Source organism: Adhaeribacter terrigena, from assembly GCF_016623615.1.
Lineage (GTDB): Bacteria > Bacteroidota > Bacteroidia > Cytophagales > Hymenobacteraceae > Adhaeribacter_A > Adhaeribacter_A terrigena.
In genome coordinates this window covers 76,318-92,431 of sequence record NZ_JAEHFX010000006.1, presented here as the reverse complement: position 1 = coordinate 92,431, position 16,114 = coordinate 76,318, and the positions used below count along the sequence as shown (strand labels likewise).

Genomic DNA, 16,114 nt, shown 5'->3' with positions numbered 1-16,114 from the left:
GATAGCGTTTTTATTTACGGTCTTTGGTACCGTCTACTTTGTCTTCGGCTTTTTTGTAGAGGTCTTTGGTTTCGGAGCCTACTTTTTTAGCCGCGTTACCTACTTTTGAACCACCTTCTTTGGCAGCATCGGAGGTTTTTTCTGCACCGGTTTGGGCACCATCTTTAATATTGGAACCTACCCGCTCGGCAGTATTACCGGTTTTGCTGGCCGCTTTCATCGCCTGATACTTGGTTTTAGCTTTGCCAATTTCCAATTTGTCTTTGGCCGAAAGCTGTTCCTGAATGGCGTTTTTACGGGCGTCCAGATCGGTCCACATAGCATCTACAACCTGCCAGTCGGCGTTGGTGTAAGATTCTTTGTTTTCCTGCACTTTGGCTACAAAATTTTCGTAAGCTGCCCGGATATTGGCCGGCGTTAAAGCATTCAGGTCGGAGGCGTTATCCGGAACGGTTAAATATACCGGACGGAGGGAATCGGATTTTCCGTAAGAAGCGTATGCGGCCCGGCGGGTTTGCCAGTTGGTACTGTACCGGGTTTTCATTTCCTCAATTTCCGCACGGCGGGCATCGTCGTAATATTTGGCATTTTTATCAACCGCGGCTACGCGTTCGTTGTATGCATCTTCGCGGTTAGCAATTACTTCGTTCCAGTCGCGTTCGCTGTCGTACACGTAAGCCGTGTCGCGTTCTTTTTCATCGATCCAGTTCTTGAAATTGGTATAAGCTTCTTCGCTTTCATTTTTCACCGCAGTACCGGTATTTTCTACCGTAGTTTCGGTTTCAACACGCTCCGATTTTGTGCAGGCAGTATTTCCGAAGATCAGACCGGCGGTTACGAGCAATGCAAAAGCCTGGCCCTGAAAATTACGTTTCATAGTTCTTTCGTTTAGTTTAATTGTAAAATTCTGATATTTCAGAATTGGGGTTTGTAACGAAAGTGCAGCGGCTTTGTTTCAGAATGCTACAATAAACAATACAATTTTACCTGGCATTCGGGCAGCAACGGATTGGCAACTAAGAGTTTTGGAGGGCCAAAGGATAGCGTTTTGAGCAGAAAAAGTGCATTTTCTAACGAATGCGTTTAAGCAGGTTCTTCCAGAAATTAGTAGCATCCGGCGAAGCTTTCAGTGCCAGGATCAGCAGGCCGTAAAGCAAAGCAATAAACGCCGAACGCACGATAATGTCGAGGAAGGCATTCGGTAGCACCGGTATCAGTTCGGAAAGTAAATAAACCACGATGGCAATGCCAACAATCAGCAGCGAGCGCCAAACGAAAGGCTGCATGTTGAACTGGGCCCACACGAAGAAAAGCCGCGCCAGGTTAATGGAAACAATGGCCAGCATGGAGGCAAAGGCTGCGCCGTTTATGCCGTAGGTTGGAATGAAAATATAATTGGTGCCGATGGTAATTGCCGCCAGTAATGCGTTGAACAAAAGGTCGTAGCGGAATTTATGGGAAGTGAGCAGAATTACCCCGTTCAGACCGGTTGCAATATCGAATAGACGCGCCAGGCCCAGGAAGAAAAACACGTACTTGCCTTCGTTATAAACCTTGGGCATGATGGCGTAGATATTGTCGATGTTGGCCCAGATACCGATGAAAAGTAAACAACCCAGCACCAGGTTTATGGAAGTAACCCGCCGGTAAAGAGTCTGGAGGGCCGGTAAATTGTTTTCGCGCCAGTAATCTCCTACTTGCGGCACTACAATTTTAAGGATGGATTGCGACGGGATACGGATAGTGCTGGTAACGAAATTGGCGGTCATGAAAATACCCACTGCATCTAGGCTCAGGTAATTCAGGATCATGAGCGAATCGATGTTGTTGATGATCACCGACGAAATATTGCCGACAAACGAGAACATGCCGTAGCCCAGCACTTCTTTGAATGGCCGCACCTTAAAAGCCTGGAGATTAGGGCGGATAAAAAGTTGTTTCAGGAAAACAATGTAGACCGTGAGTACCAGCGCAATGCTGCAGTTAATGCCAATATAGAGATAAACAAAAGTTTCGAAATTTACCCAGTCAAAAGCGTAAAGCGCAATGAGCAGTGAAGTTAAAACCCGCAGGAAAAGATCCTGTACAAAGGAAGAAACCACCGTTTTGTACAGCGATTTCAGGTAAGCATCCTGCAGAATATAGAGCAAGGTGAAAAAAGCCAGCAGCAGGATGTGGTTGTAGTATTTAAGCAGTAAAGCCGCATCTTCCGCCTTATAATACTGCAGCACCCAGGGCTTGAAAATCAGCGCCAGCACCATGAGAATCAGAAAACTGATGAATGGAATTAGCAGCAGCATGAAGAAAAAACCCTGATGTCCTTTTTCTTTATCGCGGTAATAGGGGAAGAATTTAAAGGTCATGTTGGCAAAACCCAGCGCGGAAAACTGGGCAAACATGGCCGAAACGGAGATCAGCAATTTGGTAAGACCAACCTGCTCGGGAGCCAGAAAGTTGGGCATTAAATAAATGACATTCACAAAACCAAGCACCATGCCTAAATAAGAAATGATGGTATTCTGAATGCCTTGTTTTTTAATTACGCCCACGTTTATTCTTTATTGTAAGGCACAAAAGTACACGAAATTTCCGGATCGGTTTTGTATAATGCGCTGTTAGGAAATTTGCGTTCCGCATGAATTGCCGCAGCCTGCCTGAAATTCTTTACTATAGTTTTTTGGAAAAATCGTGGTAAAGTTGGGCGCCGGTTTTGAATTGTGTTTCCAGTTGCAGCAGCTCGTGCATGATATTTTCAAACGCCCTTAAACCATTTTTCGTGTTGAGTTCTGAAAAATTTTCGTTGTGCCAGAGCAAACCCAATACGCCGCCGAATTTTTTTATTTCCAGCAGCATCGGTTTTATAGTTTCGGCCACTTTTTCAGGCGGAATTTGCAGATAATTTGGGTGCCACAACGTAGCGTCCATGAGGTTAAGCGGAACTTCCAGAAAAGGGTAGGGTTTCAGGCTCGAAAAGTCGAATGGCCGGAATGGGAAACAATACGCGTTACGGAAACCGAAATGTTCGGCAAAGCCCAGCGTGCTGTCGTAATTAATACCAGCCTGAGCTAAATTTTGCGGCGTTTTTTCCGGATCGAAGCACAAATAATGAAAACGGTTGCCGGAGACTTTAGCATTTATTTTCGCAGCTTCATTTTTTAACTGTGCTGCATTTTCTGAACTTCCGAAACTTCCGTGCACCGCATTTTCAAAACCTTCGTCTTCCAGGAATTTTATGAGTTGCTGATATTTTGATTCCGAAATATTGTAATCAGCATTCGGATGGTTTTGGTATTTTCCTTTTTGCGCCAGCCAGAAAAACGTAGAAATGCCGCCGAGTTTTTTCACCGTTTTCGCTACCGTTTTCAGGTTGTGCCAATGGTCGGCACCGCGTAATTTTTGCCAGCCAAGTTTGGGAATTTGCAGCAGGTTGCCTTTTTTTAGTTGGCGCAGACCTTCCACTTTCCAGGCACTTTCGAGCCGGTCTACATCGTGCGAAAGAAAAGTGGCAAACTGGTTTTGTGAGTTTCGGAGGGAAATATCATACCCTTTTTCCAGCGCCGTTCTCAGAATATCGAAGTAATAATTCACGATCGGAACTGCAACAAAGTTGTGCTGAAATTGCAGGCTTGCTTTATAAGGAAAACGTCCAAAACGGTCGCGTTCTTTAGCATGAATTTCCTGCCAGCCACTCAGAAAATAAAATGCCCCGGCAATGATATCGGCGTTGATCGTTACAATTTGCCCCGCTTCGGAAATGGCTTCGGTAAGTTCAGTTTGAAACAGGATAGGCACGTTTTGATCGTCCCATTTTTGCCAGCAAATTGCTTCCGGAAACGGCAGGTTTTTTTCGAAAAAAGTCAGGCCCTTGGCGGGAATAATTACGTTACCATTTTGCGCCGAACCATAATCTACCCTTAGCTTTTTTGCTTCCGGATAAAGGGAGCAGAAATGCAGCCAGACGTAGTTGAATATGATTTCGGCGGTAAGCATGCGGCAGTTTTTAAGCCTGAAATGGTAGCGTTTTTTGCAGGAATTCCTGTAAATATTGTACAGCCAATGCATCGCTTTTGCCTTCGTTTTCGGTGCCGATGGTGGCGTTGTAATAAGCTGCTTTCTGGTAAACTTCCGGCCGGTCTTGCTGGTATTGCTGCACCAGGGAAAAGAGTTCTTTTTCAGTGGCAGCTTCCGCAATTAAACCGGTTTTTACAAACCCATAATAATCGTAGAAATTGTTGGCACCTAAACGGAAATAAATGCCCGGAATGTTGAGCAAAGCGGCTTCCAGGTGAATGGAAGATTCGGCGGCAACAAGGAGGTCCTGGTTTTTCAGGAATTCGAACGCACCCTCACTTTTAGGGCTCGAAAACATAGCGTTTTTTCCGGTTACAAAACTGAAATCGCGCGCGTCTCCGGGGTGGGGGCGAAATGTAAATTCCAGATCCGGGAAACGCAGTACCAGTTGCAAAATGGTAGCTTTTAAGGCATCGTATTCATCCATTAAATTGCCGGCAATGCCAACGTTTTTCAAGGTTGTCTTAAAATTCCGGAACTGCATGAACTTGTCGGCTTTCGGCATACCGATCAGTTTTACTTCGCCCTGCACCGGGCCGCATTGCCGGTATTTATCCAGTGCATCCTGCCCCTCGAGCAAACTTAAAGTGAATTCCAGCGGCGGAAAAGCTGTGCTTACCGTCGCGTGCTGGATATAAACGGTTGGAATATTTAATTTATTAGCGGCCAACAGCATGGCCCGCGAATCGTCGTTGTGATCGTTGGCGAAAACGATGGCGCGCGGCCGGTGCTTTTGCAGGTGTTTCAGGTAGGCTTCGTAGTAGCCGATGGAAACAAAAATGAGGTCGAAAAACCGAATGGCTTTGCTGCCATGCATTTTAAAAAGCCCCAGGAAAACGGGCAGAAAAAACCGTGCGGTATAAAAGAATTTCCAACGCAGCGAAAGCCGGTTTACTTGTTGGTTGTAGCGCCCGATCTGCTTGTTCTGCCCGGCTACAAAAACGGTTTCAGGTAGCTGCTCTTTTAAAAAATGCAGCGCATCGTAATTGTTCTGGCTTACCACGTACAACCAGATCTTTCCGGAGAGGTCTTCGTTTCTAGGAGCCGGTTTAACTAAATTCGGAAGCAGCCGGCCGAGCGTGTACAGGTTTATTTTCAGGAAACGCTTCAGGAAACTACCGGGCGAAATTTTGTTCAGTGTGGCCGCCGGCATGGCTCCAAAAGTAGGCTGGAACCGCAAATGCAGGATATTGGCGTAGCGCTGAACCGTTTTTTCGAACATCAGTTTACAGGTTTTCCCAGGTAAGCGGCGTGCCGGCTTTCAGGTTTTGCTTAGCCATTTTGCCCAGCACATGTTCCCAGAATTTCGGTGCCAGGCCATCACCTGGACGGATCACTTTTAAATTTTCCTTGCTGAAGGCTTCGCCGGGGGCAATGTCTTTAGCCACATAAATAGAACGTTTGAATAAACGGCTTTTGGTTTCAGCCTGCTGGATGCCGTATTGAATATGGCCCAACGCTAAATATGCCCGTTCCGATTCCGTTACCAAAGCTGCCATTTCCTGTGGTTCCATAGAAAAAGCGGAATCCACACCACCATCGGCGCGGCGCAGAGTAAAATGTTTCTCGATCACGCAGGCACCTAAAGCTACTGCCGCCACCGCTGCGCCAATGCCCATGGTATGGTCGGAAAGGCCCACGGCGCAATTGAACATTTGCTGCAAATGCGGAATGGTGAGCAGGTTGGTGTTTTCGGGCGTGGAAGGGTAGGTGCTGGTGCATTTTAAAAGTACCAGATTTTGGCAACTGTTTTCGCGCAAGATTCTTACCGCTTCATCAATCTCCGAAAGGTTTGCTACGCCGGTACTCATGATCACGGGTTTGCCGGTTTGGGCTACTTTTTTTAGCAAAGGCCAGTCGGTATTTTCGAAGGAAGCAATTTTATAAAGCGGTACGTTCAGGGTTTCCAGGAAATCTACGGCCGTTTCATCGAATGGCGAACTGAAAGCGATCAGACCCAATTCTTCGGCGCGCTTGAAGATAGGTTCGTGCCAGTCCCAGGGCGTATAGGCTTCCTGGTAAAGATCATAAAGCTCACGGCCTTTCCAGAGTGAATTTTCATCCGTAATGGTATAGGCACCTTTCAGCGTCATGGTATCGGCGGTGTAGGTTTGCAGCTTGATGGCATGCGCGCCGGCCTGGGCGGCCGCTTCTACAATTTCCAAAGCCCGGTCCAGGCTCTGGTTGTGGTTGCCCGACATTTCGGCGATGATGAATGGTTTCTGGCCGTGGCCAATGATATGGTTTCCGATCTGGAAGGTATGCATAAGTAAATGAAGCAAATTTCAGTTTCGCGTACTCAAAGATAACGAAGAATTAACGAATTCAGGTTTATCGGGCTTTTTAGCAAAATGTCCGAATCAATTCTGGTGCAGCATTTCCCAGATAAAAGCGTACATGTTGGCTTTTTCGTGAACTTCGGAGGTTATTGTGCTTGCGCCGTAGTGACCAGCTTTTTTCTCGACTCTTAGCAGGATCAGGTTTTTCTGGGCAGGTCGGTTCTGCATTTTTGCAGCAAATTTGTACGAATGCGAAGGAACTACCCGGTCGTCATTATCAGAGGTCATGATGAGCATTGCCGGATAGTTTACGTCTTCCTTAATATTGTGAAATGGAGAGTAGCTGTATAATCTTTTAAATGAACTGCTATCGCTGGCGGTGCCGTATTCATCTGACCAAAAATGGCCGGCCGTAAATTTCTCGAACCGGATCATGTCTAGCGGAGCAACAATTGGCACAACGGCTTTAAATAAATCCGGGCGTTGAATGGCCGAGGCCGCAACTACTAATCCGCCATTGGAAGCACCTGTGCTGGCCAGTTTGGCCGGACTGGTATAACCTTCTTTAATCAAAAATTCGGCAGCAGAAACAAAATCGTTGAAAGAAGTTTGTTTTCTTGGTCCTTGTCCTTGACTAGCCCACGTAGCCCCCAGGTCGCCGCCGCCCCGGATATTAGCGAATGCATAAATACCACCCTGTTTTATAAAATAGATTATCCCGGGATCGAAAGATGGGGTTACAACCGTGCCAAAGCCGCCATAAGCCGAAAGAATGGTAGGATTTGAGCCATTTAAATTCAGGCCTTTTTTATAAGCCAATAGCAAAGGGATTTTTGTGCCATCTTTAGCGATCGCTTCCGTTTCTTTTATTTCAAGATCATCTGTAGTATAATTTATTCGGGTCTGGTCGGTGACTTTCTTCTGATAAGTGTTAACGTTAAAGCTGTAAACTATGGGCGGATATAAATAGGAAGAAAGATTAAAAAGGAATTCCTCATCTTCCGGATTACCGTTAAAACCATTTACCGATGTTCCAACCGGTAATTCCAGGTTGTATAAAATTTCGCCGGAATAATAGAAAACGGTAACCAATGGCCGCTGATTGGTTTGATACGTGGCAATTATTTTGTCCTTAAGCGGCACAACATCCAATAATACAGCTTTGGTAAAATTCGATGCAATGCTTCTCCATTTAAGCGGATTAACCGGGTCGATTTCTAAAATACTGCCGTTATTATCCTGATGCGTGGTAGTAGCGATGAACTTTCCATTATGGCTATCGAGGAATTCGATGTCGTATTTTAAATTCAGCAGGAGCGGTTTTAAAGCAGGCTTTGGTTCCTGATAATCGATATAAAAAACGTTAAGCTTTCCGGCTTTATCGTTGTATTCTTTTAATACAAAATAACGCTCGTCGGAAGTTGTCTGAAACCGGAAGTTTAATAATGGATTGATACGCTCAAAGATCAGTTGATCGTCTTTTTGGTCGGTTCCGATTTTATGATAGTAAACTTTCTGGCCAATTGTCTGGCCGGTTTTGTCGCTAGCCGGGTAAGTTGTATAAAAGAAACCATCGTCTTTCCAGGCAATGTTAGAGAACTTTATATTGGTGAGATGATCTTTTCGGAATGCGCCGTTTCTTAAGGCTACAACTTTAATTTCAGTCCAGTCAGAGCCATTTCTATTAAACTGGAAAGCCAGTAATTCTGAATTCTTTGAAACGGCGTAATTCTTTATATTGATTTTCTCCCGGGTATTAATCATATTCGGGTCCACGAGAATGCGCGATCTCACATTTAAAGATTCCTTATAGAACAAACCCGGGGTTTCGTGGGCATCAAAATGACCAAGCGAAAAATAGTATTTACCCATTTTCCGGGGATGACTGAACCGGGTATAGGCGTATTTATCGATCAGTAGAAAAGTGTTGTTTTTATTCTGGGCTTTCTTCAAAAAAGGTAAGGAAACCTCATTTTGTGCCTCTACCCAATTTTTTACTTTCTGACTATTGAAGTTTTCCAGCCATTGATAATCATCAGAAATGGTGTACCGGTTAAAATAAGTTTCCTGGGTGTTTTCTTTCGGGGTGGTGGGATAATTGAAACCTTGGCCTTGGGCAGCAGAAGTGATAAAAGAAATCAGGCAAAGGAAGTAAAGTTTTTTCATGCGGAATATAATCGGCTCGGTACTTTGTGGGAAGAAAATACAAAATTGGTCGAGCAAAGGTAAAACTTTAAATACAATTAATGTTTTACCTTTTGTGCTTATATTTCAATTAAAAATTTATAAGCCAGGTTTTTCTCTTCCATCCCCAGATTCTTATACTCCGCTTTTTCAAAAGCCCGCACCGATGGCACGTTAACCGGTTGCACATAACCAATGGCCTGCGATACATGCGCGAAATGCTTTTTAAGTACCGGTAAACCAAGCTGAAGTACGCGGTGGCCCAAGCCTTTTCCCCGATAAGCAGCACCGATCTGATAGCTGATAAGGGCAGAATTTCCCTCCACATCGAAACGGAGCAAAGCGGCGGGCTGGGTATTGATTTCTGCAATTAAAAGTAGAGCGTCCGGGTTTTTTAGTTTTCCGTTCAGCCAGTTTAGGTGGGTTTCGAATGGAATGGGTTCACTGTTAAAAGAAAACCTACGAACTTCCGGATCATTCGCCCAATCGAAAAGCAGCGTGGCATCTTCTAGGGTAGCTTGCCGGAAAAAAAGCCGGGCCTGTAAAGCAAGTTGCCGGAATAAACGGCGCAGGTTTTCTTCCGCTTGTCCGTTAAAAATTTTGCGCTGTTTTTCAATGAGTTTTTGGTCCTGAAAGGCTACCGTTTTTTCGCTTAAAAGTGCAGGTAATTTTTCAGCCGGCAATGCCAGGTTTTCGGCAATTAAAAAGTTATAAAGGTCGGTTTGATTCCCGGCAGTTTTTTCGATGAAAAGCATACCGTTTACTGCGCAATATTCATAGGCTACCGAACTGGCTGAGCAAAGGGCGGCTTCGCAATTTTTCATTAAGGCACACATTTCTTCGGCGTTCAGGTTCTGGTGCCAGTTTGCCCCGCGTTTTTCCGCCAGAAAATCTTTTAGCAATTCGGTATGCTGATACGCGCTACCAGTTACAATTTCCAAGTGCAGATGCGGGTTTAACTGATGCAGTTTTCGGGCGAAGTTCAGCGTGTAATTTTCCGGATCGGCGCCGCCAAAACAGATCAGAATTTTAGCCACTTTTGCCGGGGTTTTCCCTACCGTTTTTTGTGCATCCCGGAATGGTTTTCGCAGCAAGGCATATTCCGGACCAATGCAAAATCTGGTGTAAGCCGTGGCCTGATACATTTCCGGTTTCACGCCGCCGGCAATGTTGATGATGGCGTCGGCCATGAATTTGCGGTCGTGCAGATCGTCGAGGCAAACCAGTACGTTGCCTTTTCGCTTTAATATCTGCTGGTATTCAGTAGTGAAATGGTAGCCGTCTAAAACAATTATTTCCTGGCCGGTTAAAGCTTCGGCAATGTTTTGTGCTTCGGCAAAAAGGGCTTCGCTCTGGTTTGAAGGTAAACAGATCACTTCTTCGCAAACAGAATTCAGTTGCGTAAGCAACGTTTGCGAAGGCTCCTGAATGGCAAACGTGCAGTCAAAATCATCGTGCAGCAATTCTGCCAAAGCCAGCGAACGCACCACGTGGCCTAACCCGATCCGGCTGTTGCCGTCGGCGCGGAAGATGATCTTAGTTCGTTGCAAATTCAGGGATCTTGGTTACTTTGTTCAGGGTTGCGATCAGTTCCGGGTCGGATTTGTATTTTTGCTGAATGTCCTGGTTTAGTTTGGCAATTTCGGGATGTTGATCCAGGAAATGAAACAGTTCATTTAAAGAGAAAGGCTGCTTGGTTTCCTGAAAATATCTTTCTAACTGATTGAACATTTCAAGGTCTTCCTGAAAGTCTAAGGTAAGGCGGTAACCGCGCACAAGTTCAGCAGGTAATTCCACGAAATTCAGTTTGAAATGCTCCGCGTTATTCTGGAAGTACCAGGTCATGTATTCGGAATAATCGGCGTTCGGGAAGAATTGTTTTACATATTTGAGGGCAGAAACATTAATAATTTCGAGGTTCGTGCCTACCGCCGCATCTTTTGCCACCGTATAATCGGCTCCGGTTTCGAAATGCGATTTCAGCAGGATCTCCAAAATTTCATTTGAAACGAAAGGCATATCGGCTGTAACCCGGATGATCACGTCAAGGTTATATTTTTCGGCCACGCCTAAATAGCGCTGGATCACATCGTCGGGGTGGCCCCGGAAGAATTTTACGTCGGGGCGATAGGTGTAATTTTCCAGCGGCGCATCCTGCTCTACGGTCGAGGTAGCCAGAATGGTGTGGTTTACCTGTTCCAGTTTTAAGCAGTTTTTAATGCAGTATTCCACCGAAGTCAGGTCGCCGATTTTCAGCAAAGCCTTGGAAGTTAATCGTGTGGATTTCAGGCGGCAGGCAATAACAGTTCCGATGCTGGCTTTCTTAAAATCTTCGGCCTGGAAAGTAGTTTCCGGGGCTTTTTCTACGGCTAAAATATGGTGGTTTTGCTGCAGCTTTTTGATCTGGCTGGCGTTAATTCCAGTTTCGCCGCTGCGCTTAAAAACCAGATCCTGGGTTTCGTTTACCAAGGTGCCGGCCGCTAATTTTTTGCCGGAAAGCGGGATCTGGATCGTTTTTTCCAGGTATTCGATTTCACGTTGATTGATAAATGACTTTTTCGTGAGTCCGGCATAGCGTTTTTGCGCTGCCAGATAAAGCCGGTAGTTCTCGAGGGTTACACTTGAAAAATGATCATATTCAGTCGGCAGGCTATCGTGCATGATGTGCTTTTCGATGAGATCAGCGCCCAGCAGGGTGGCCATTACCGGCAGCCAGCGGGCATCTTCGTGCGTGCCTGCAATGTGGTCGGCAAAAACGATGCGGTTGCGGAAATGTTCTTTTAGCGTTTTGATCTTGCTGATGCCGGAATCCTGCAGCTCCGTAGGGTAAGCCTGAAAACCAACTTCAAGCAGCAATTCTTTTGGGTTTAAGCGCGAAGTAAATGTTTGAATAAACGCTTCGATTTCAGCTAAAGCATAAGCCGAAATATTGATGATCAGGAGCTTATTCGTTAGGTTCAGTTTGGCCAGGGCATCCAGCACAACCTGGTTTTGCAGCACGGAAGCCTGGAGTTTTATGCCGGTAATTAAATCTGAATTCTGCTCAATGATCCGGATGCCGTAAAGGTCAAAGACATCGATCCAGATCTCTTTGGTTTCGGCAGCTTTCAGTAAAATTTCCCGCCACTCGGTTTCGGTAAAATGCAGCTTTTCGTAGATTGGGTAAGCGGAAAAACTTTTGGTAGCAATTTCATCGGCTTTCAGGGGCTGGAATTTCATGCCGTGCCCGGTATTAAATTCCTGAAACTGTTCGATCAATGCTAACAAATATTCCTTGCTGCCGCCGTGGGTATTGGCTACTTCTAAAATATTATATACACTCATGTTATTCTTTTCTTTTTCTATAAAACGGAAGCGCGTTGGCCTGAATTTTACCAGGCTGTCCAGCCGCCGTCTACTACTAAATTATGGCCGGTAATAAAATCGGAAGCGCCCGAACTTAATAATACAAAAGCGCCTTTCAAATCTGCGGGTTTGCCAATTCTGCCCAGCGGATTTTTGGCTTTTAACTGGTTTACAAATGCCTCGTTCTGCTGCACATTTTTGCTCGGAAACGGCCCCGGCGTAACGGCATTTACCTGGATGTTGTACGGCCCTAAATAGCAGGCGTAATATTTGGTAAGCTGAATAACGGCTGCTTTGGAAGCTCCGTAATGGGGCGGATTCAAAAATTGCGGCGACTCGTCGTAAACCTTGAAGTCAGGTGAAACCAGGCCGTACATGGAAGAAACGTTGATGATCTTGCCGTGATTCCGGGCTTTAAAATGCGGAATGATTTCGCGGATGCAACGGTAAACCGAATTCAAACTGCCATCGATTCCGAACGCCCATTCTTCGTCGGTGATTTTTTCGGGATGCTGACCTTTGCTGTAAAAAGCGTTGTTGATGAGCACATCGAGCTGGCCTTCCAGGTTAATAATTTCACCGAATGCTTCGCGGATGCTTTCGGAAACGGCTACATCACAAGGCTGGAATCTTATATTTCCGGGTTTATCGAAAGCGGCTTCAAATTTTTCCTGTGAACGGCCGAGCACGTAAACTTTTGCGCCAAATTCAACCAGCCCTTCACAAATTGCTTTGCCCAGGTATCCATAACCACCGGTAATAGCAACCACTTTGTCGGTTAAGTTAAAAATTGATTCGGCCATTTTATAAAAAGGAAAGATGAATGCTAAAAGTAGAAAGATTTTCGCTGGGGTAAAAACCAGATTTAATTTCCCGTAGCGTGTGGATTAAATTCTACGCTACGGGAAATTAATTATGGGCTACAGTTTCCAGTTAAAAGGCAGCAGGAATTCTTCTTTCTGCAGCGCAAATTTCTGCATTTCCGGATAGAGTTTTTCGATTTGCGGCAGGTATTTTACAAAGGCAGCATTTTGCTTTAATTGTGAGGTGTTTTCTACTCCGATCACAACTTTATCGATGTTCAGATTTAAAGCAGCGAAACCAAGCAAAAGCAGGTTCAACGGAATATTTTGCTGCGCAGCAAAAGCTTTTACAGCGGCAATCTGCGGTAAAATTTCCTGAAAATAGGGATTGGTTTTTCCGGGTCCGAGGAAGAAAAGACCCTGCAGAAAAACGGAGCGGGTATGAATTTCAACCCCGACTTTCTTGAGCTTTTTGAATACCGTTTCGAAACGCTGGTCAAACAAGCTGTAAGGTACCTGAACCAGATCGAAAGGCACATTTTTCTCCAGTAATTCTTCGGCCTGCTGCGGATAATAAAGCGAAAAACCGAGCTTGTGGATCTTGCCTTCCGCTTTCAGGTTTTGCAGTTCGTCTAAAAGCTGCGGTTGCTGCTTCCAGGAATTATAATCGTGAAATAGGCAGCCGTAAACGGTGGTGGTTTTGAGTTTTTCGAGCGAATTCCCTACCGTTTTTTGTAACGATTCTTCCTGGCCGGAAACTTTGGTGACGATGGTAAATTGCGTGCCGGTTCGGGTTAATGCTTCACCTAAAATGGTTTCGGAATTCCCATAAGCCGCAGCTGTATCGAGCGTGTCAATTCCAAGGTTTTGGGCTTCTTTCAGGATTTCGCAAACGGCTTCAAAACTGCTTTGTCCGCTTTGGTTGCTGATGCCATAATTAAGCCCGAACTGCACCGTGCCGATGGCTAATTTTTTCAGGTAGCGGGTTTCAGGCATGCTGCAAAAATTCTTTTACGCTGGCTATCACAAAATCCTGTTCTTCATCCGTTAAACTCGGGAACATGGGCAGGCTTAAACACATATCGTAATAGGCTTCGGCCAGCGGGAAATCGTCTTTTTTGAAACCTTGTTCGCGGTAATAGGGCATTAAATGCACCGGTATATAATGCACCTGGGCAAAGATGTTTTTAGCCCGCAGGAAGTCGTAAAGTTCTTTGCGTTTCTCTACCTGGATAACGTATAAATGATACGCATGCAAGGTTTCTGATGAAGTTTTTTCTACGTAAGCTGCCGGGTTCAGGATCTTTATATCCGGAGAGTTTTGGAAGGCCAGATCATAGCGTTTGGCAATTTCCTGGCGGCGCAATAAACCTGCCTCGGCGCGTTTTAATTGCGAAATTCCGAGCGCGGTGAGCATATCGGGCATGCGGTAGTTATAGCCGAGTTCCTGCATTTCCATGTACCAGCCGCCGTGGTTTTCGTGCATTTTAGCCGGGTCGCGGGTAATGCCGTGCGTGCGCAAAGTCAGTAATTTTTCGTAAAGCTCCGGGTTGTTGGTCGTGATCATGCCGCCTTCGCCGGTGGCAATGTGTTTAACCGGGTGAAAGGAAAAGATAGCCAGATCGGCGTAATTCCCGTTGCCGCACATTTGTTTTTCGCCGTTGGAATCGAAGAAATAACCGCCCGGTGCGTGGCAGGCGTCTTCGATGATCCACAAACCATATTCGTCGGCCAGTTTACGGAATGCTTCTAAATTCACGGGCATGCCGGCAAAATCAACTGGAATCATGCCGCAGTAATAACCTTTGGGTTGGCTTTCCAGTTTTTGGCGCACTTTTTCCAGATCGAGCAGGCCGGTTTCCGGATCGATGTCCGCAAATTCTACTGAGCCGCCGCAGTAACGCACGCAATTAGCCGAAGCCGCAAACGTGATTGGTGTGGTAATGACCCGGGAACTTTCATTTACGCCCAAAGCCAGCGCACACAAATGCAAAGCGGCCGTGCCGTTGGCCACCGCCACTGCAAATTGCGCCCCGATATATTCCGCAAATTTCTGCTCAAATTCCAGCACCTTCGGGCCTTGCGTCAGAAAATCAGATTGCAGGGTTTCCACTACTGCATCGATGTCATCCTGAGTAATGTGCTGCCGGCCGTAGGGAATGGGTTTCATTGTTGAAATTGTTTAATTGTTGTATTGTTAAATTACTGATAGTTCTTAAATAAAACTGATTTTAACCAATTAGCAATTTAACAATTAAGCCATTCAATCATTAAACTGTAAAATTAGGATCTACGTGCAGGCGGATCTCTTCGCGGATCTGTTCGGGCGAGAGCCAGTCGTCGTTGGTGCCGGAATTGTATTTGAAGCCGGGTTCTACCATTCTGCCTTTAAAGTCTTCCATGTATTCTTTTGGCGACCAGCGCGGCGTGGTAGGTACGATCACGTAGTATTTATCGAGCTCAATGGTACTCAAAGAATCGGTTTCGGTGATCATTTCTTCGTGGAGTTTTTCACCTGGACGAATTCCTACAATTTCCTGATCACAGTTCGGACCAATCGCAGTGGCTACGTCGGTTATTTTATAGGAAGGAATTTTAGGCACGAAGATCTCACCGCCCCAGGCGTATTCCAAAGCATGTAAAACCAGATCCACGCCTTCTTCCAGCGAAATATTAAAGCGGGTCATTTCCGGATGCGTGATCGGTAAAACGCCGTCTTTTCGTTTATCTATAAAAAATGGAACCACCGAGCCGCGCGAACCAATAACGTTGCCGTAACGCACCACCGAAAACTTAAGATTGCGGAAACCGATCATGTTATTGGCCGCCACAAACAATTTATCGGAGCATAATTTAGTAGCGCCATATAAGTTGATCGGTGCCGCCGCTTTGTCGGTAGAAAGGGCTACTACATCCGTAACCCCGTTATCCATAGCCGCGTTAATTACGTTTTCAGCCCCGAAAATATTGGTTTTGATGCATTCCATCGGGTTGTATTCCGCCGCCGGAACCTGTTTCATAGCGGCAGCGTGCACAATAATATCGATTCCTTCGCAGGCACGTTTCAGGCGTTCAGCATCGCGCACATCGCCAATAAAATAACGGATGGCCTTGTATTTACTGTGCGGGAATTGCTGCGCCATTTCGTACTGTTTCAGTTCGTCGCGCGAGTAAACTACCAGGCGTTTTACTTCCGGGAATTTGGTAAGAATGGTTTCGACGAATTTCTTGCCGAACGAGCCGGTGCCGCCCGTTACTAATATAGATTTCTGATTAAGATCTAAGCTCATTTTTGTTTGTTGATGACCGGAACAGGAGATGCTGGCGTTTAAAACGCTATGGTTTGGGCCTTAAAAACTGCCCCTGCCGGAATAAGAGAGCAAGTTACTCAAAAACCTGAAAACTGAATAACAGGCCCGCATAAATTCCCTA

12 protein-coding genes are annotated in these 16,114 nt (G+C 45.7%); all 12 read right to left on the bottom strand.

From position 1 onward, the window contains the following. Positions 1-10: 10 nt before the first annotated feature. Positions 11-877, bottom strand: a complete 867-nt coding sequence (locus I5M27_RS12360; RefSeq protein WP_200506536.1) for a DUF6565 domain-containing protein — start codon at positions 875-877, stop codon at positions 11-13. A 193-nt stretch (positions 878-1,070) separates the two neighbouring features. After that, positions 1,071-2,549: a lipopolysaccharide biosynthesis protein gene (locus tag I5M27_RS18820; protein WP_200506535.1), complete on the bottom strand. Its 1,479-nt coding sequence runs from the start codon at positions 2,547-2,549 to the stop codon at positions 1,071-1,073. Between the two features lie 118 nt (positions 2,550-2,667). Further along, complete coding sequence (locus I5M27_RS12350) at positions 2,668-3,990, bottom strand: polysaccharide deacetylase family protein (protein WP_200506534.1); 1,323 nt, start codon at positions 3,988-3,990, stop codon at positions 2,668-2,670. A gap of 10 nt (positions 3,991-4,000) precedes the next feature. Beyond that, positions 4,001-5,293, bottom strand: a complete 1,293-nt coding sequence (locus tag I5M27_RS12345; RefSeq protein ID WP_234462518.1) for a hypothetical protein — start codon at positions 5,291-5,293, stop codon at positions 4,001-4,003. Positions 5,294-5,297: 4 nt separating this feature from the next. Continuing rightward, positions 5,298-6,338 carry a pseudaminic acid synthase gene (pseI, locus tag I5M27_RS12340; protein ID WP_200506779.1) on the bottom strand — a complete coding sequence of 347 codons (1,041 nt, stop codon included), beginning with the start codon at positions 6,336-6,338 and terminating at the stop codon, positions 5,298-5,300. A 93-nt stretch (positions 6,339-6,431) separates the two neighbouring features. After that, positions 6,432-8,516, bottom strand: a complete 2,085-nt coding sequence (locus I5M27_RS12335) for a prolyl oligopeptidase family serine peptidase (RefSeq protein WP_200506533.1) — start codon at positions 8,514-8,516, stop codon at positions 6,432-6,434. 98 nt (positions 8,517-8,614) lie between these two features. Next, the gene (gene pseG, locus I5M27_RS12330; RefSeq protein ID WP_200506532.1) at positions 8,615-10,084 is read right to left on the bottom strand and encodes a UDP-2,4-diacetamido-2,4,6-trideoxy-beta-L-altropyranose hydrolase; all 1,470 of its coding nucleotides are present in this window, start codon (positions 10,082-10,084) and stop codon (positions 8,615-8,617) included. Continuing rightward, positions 10,071-11,858 carry a cytidylyltransferase domain-containing protein gene (locus I5M27_RS12325; protein ID WP_200506531.1) on the bottom strand — a complete coding sequence of 596 codons (1,788 nt, stop codon included), beginning with the start codon at positions 11,856-11,858 and terminating at the stop codon, positions 10,071-10,073. The genes pseG and I5M27_RS12325 overlap by 14 nt, the downstream gene beginning before the upstream one ends. Before the next feature lie 47 nt (positions 11,859-11,905). Further along, on the bottom strand, positions 11,906-12,682 hold the full coding sequence (locus I5M27_RS12320) for an SDR family NAD(P)-dependent oxidoreductase (RefSeq protein WP_234462517.1): 777 nt from the start codon (positions 12,680-12,682) through the stop codon (positions 11,906-11,908). 117 nt (positions 12,683-12,799) lie between these two features. Continuing rightward, on the bottom strand, positions 12,800-13,678 hold the full coding sequence (locus tag I5M27_RS12315) for an aldo/keto reductase (protein WP_200506530.1): 879 nt from the start codon (positions 13,676-13,678) through the stop codon (positions 12,800-12,802). After that, on the bottom strand, positions 13,671-14,852 hold the full coding sequence (pseC, locus tag I5M27_RS12310) for a UDP-4-amino-4,6-dideoxy-N-acetyl-beta-L-altrosamine transaminase (protein ID WP_200506529.1): 1,182 nt from the start codon (positions 14,850-14,852) through the stop codon (positions 13,671-13,673). Before pseC ends, I5M27_RS12315 begins: the two co-directional genes overlap by 8 nt. A 100-nt stretch (positions 14,853-14,952) precedes the next feature. Next, the gene (gene pseB, locus I5M27_RS12305; RefSeq protein WP_200506528.1) at positions 14,953-15,972 is read right to left on the bottom strand and encodes a UDP-N-acetylglucosamine 4,6-dehydratase (inverting); all 1,020 of its coding nucleotides are present in this window, start codon (positions 15,970-15,972) and stop codon (positions 14,953-14,955) included. Positions 15,973-16,114: the final 142 nt, after the last annotated feature.

Excerpts from the sequence above, each read along its gene's own strand:
- I5M27_RS12335 (WP_200506533.1), bottom strand. The coding sequence starts at position 8,516 with ATGAAAAAACTTTACTTCCTTTGCCTGATTTCTTTTATCACTTCTGCT.
- pseB (WP_200506528.1), bottom strand. The coding sequence starts at position 15,972 with ATGAGCTTAGATCTTAATCAGAAATCTATATTAGTAACGGGCGGCACC.
- I5M27_RS12320 (WP_234462517.1), bottom strand. The coding sequence starts at position 12,682 with ATGGCCGAATCAATTTTTAACTTAACCGACAAAGTGGTTGCTATTACC.
- I5M27_RS12345 (WP_234462518.1), bottom strand. The coding sequence starts at position 5,293 with ATGTTCGAAAAAACGGTTCAGCGCTACGCCAATATCCTGCATTTGCGG.
- pseC (WP_200506529.1), bottom strand. The coding sequence starts at position 14,852 with ATGAAACCCATTCCCTACGGCCGGCAGCACATTACTCAGGATGACATC.
- I5M27_RS12350 (WP_200506534.1), bottom strand. The coding sequence starts at position 3,990 with ATGCTTACCGCCGAAATCATATTCAACTACGTCTGGCTGCATTTCTGC.
- I5M27_RS12315 (WP_200506530.1), bottom strand. The coding sequence starts at position 13,678 with ATGCCTGAAACCCGCTACCTGAAAAAATTAGCCATCGGCACGGTGCAG.
- I5M27_RS12360 (WP_200506536.1), bottom strand. The coding sequence starts at position 877 with ATGAAACGTAATTTTCAGGGCCAGGCTTTTGCATTGCTCGTAACCGCC.
- I5M27_RS12325 (WP_200506531.1), bottom strand. The coding sequence starts at position 11,858 with ATGAGTGTATATAATATTTTAGAAGTAGCCAATACCCACGGCGGCAGC.
- pseI (WP_200506779.1), bottom strand. The coding sequence starts at position 6,338 with ATGCATACCTTCCAGATCGGAAACCATATCATTGGCCACGGCCAGAAA.